The sequence below is a fragment of the Adlercreutzia muris genome (assembly GCF_008831045.1).
GTDB classification, from domain to species: domain Bacteria; phylum Actinomycetota; class Coriobacteriia; order Coriobacteriales; family Eggerthellaceae; genus Adlercreutzia; species Adlercreutzia muris.
This window is the reverse complement of record NZ_WAJS01000075.1, coordinates 1-1,616: the sequence shown is the minus strand read 5'-3', so window position 1 is coordinate 1,616 and position 1,616 is coordinate 1. Positions and strand designations below refer to the sequence as shown.

At 74.3% G+C, this 1,616-nt stretch carries 1 protein-coding gene; it reads right to left on the bottom strand.

The window, feature by feature from the left end:
• Window positions 1-94: 94 nt before the first annotated feature.
• Window positions 95-1,504: a UPF0236 family transposase-like protein gene (locus F8D48_RS11420; protein WP_028027525.1), complete on the bottom strand. Its 1,410-nt coding sequence runs from the start codon at window positions 1,502-1,504 to the stop codon at window positions 95-97.
• Window positions 1,505-1,616 lie beyond the last annotated feature (112 nt).

Below are 1,616 nucleotides of genomic sequence, written 5' to 3'. Positions count from 1 at the left end.
GTGTGAGTTACATGAATCCGGAGCGGTGCTCCCAGAGGGCCCCGGAGCCTGCCCTTGGAGGGCGCCGGCCGGGGCATTCGTCGACGGGAGCATCCTACCACACCTTCGAGAGGGCCTCGGCGCTGCGCTGCTTGGCGTGCCGCCGCGAGCTGTGGGGGACCTCCCATCCGCTTCCGCTGGACCAAGGCGCCTTCGCCGCGCTCGTGCCGACGGGCTGGCGGGCGGCCTTCTCCCGCTCGGTGAGCCACGCCCCCTTGGCGGGGGCCACGAGCGCCCGGCCCGTGCACGCCGCGCACCTCAGGGCGCACATGGCCTCGGCGCCCTCCCTCGACCAGGACATCCCGCGCCCCTTCATGCGGGCGGCTATGAGGGCGTTGGTCGACTCGGCGGTGCCCATGGAGGCGGCGCGGGCCCCTATGGCGGCCGCGTTGCGGCGCGCGTAGGAGGCGAGCTGGCGGACGCGCTCGCGCCTCGGCCCCGTCGCCTTGGCGGCCAGCCGCTCGGCCATGCGGGCGAGGGCGGCGCCCTTGCCCCGAAGCGCCAGGTGGCGGGCCCACTCCCGCGTCGGCCCCTCCGGGAACGCCCGGCAGACCGCCTGCATGACGTGGAAGGGGTCCAGCTTGAAGAGGACGCGCACGTGGGCGGGAAGCATCCCCCGCAGCCGCTCGGGGCCGCACCAGGCGCCCCCGTCGGCGCCGTAGTGGACCCGGCGCACGTCGTCCAGCTCGAAGGAGGCCGCCATCTGCGCCCGCACCCTCTCGAAGAACTCCTCGGGCGGCTCTGCCGAGGCCACGACCGCGAGCGCCGCGCGCCTCCTGCGCCCGCGCCCCGCATCCAGCTTGGCCGCGTAGGCCGAGGCCACCTTGAGCTCCATCGAGGAGCGCTCGCGGGACTGCTCGTAGAGGAAGCGCGGCAGCGCCTCCTCGCGGTGGGCGGCCCGCTGCAGCGCCACCCACAGCCCGTCCACCTCCACCCGGACGCCCTCGCAGGAAAGCCCAGGGCCCTCGGGAGCCGCCGCCAGCAGCAGCGCGCCCTCCTCGCGCGCGCAGCGCATGGCCGTGACGTGGGAGACCCGGGCGCCGCTCATCGCCTCGAAGTCGGCGGCCGCCTTGCGGAACGACACCTCGGCAGACCTCCTCGCCAGCCACAGGAACGCCCCCGCCGACAGCCTCGCCCTCGGGCGCACGCCCAGCAGCTCGTCGGCCCAGGCGCGCCTGCAGCCATGCTCGTCCAAGTAGACGGTGCGCCGGTAGGAGACCTCCCCGACGAGCGTCACCAGCGTGCGGGGCGCCACCTCGTGCGCCCTCCACCCGGGAGGCGCCTGGGAGCGCAGGGAGCGGTCGAAGCGCTCGATGCACGCCGACAGCGCCGAGGCGGCAAGGGCCCTGGAGCCCGCAGCGAGGGACGCCTCGAACGAGTCGAGGTCCTCGGTGGCCTCCAGGTCGGGCAGGAAGCAGTCGGCCAGGGCCGCCGCAGCGGCCTGGGCCATGGTATGATCGCGCATGGAGGGTCCTTCCTCTCCGTCTCCGGCCTAGACAACCCGAGAGGATACAGGAGGGGCCCTCTTCCTGTGGCACAGGGGAGCGACCCGGAATCCGGACAAAGTTAACTCACAC

Coding starts and splice junctions, on each gene's coding strand:
- F8D48_RS11420 (WP_028027525.1), bottom strand. CDS start 1,504: ATGCGCGATCATACCATGGCCCAGGCCGCTGCGGCGGCCCTGGCCGAC.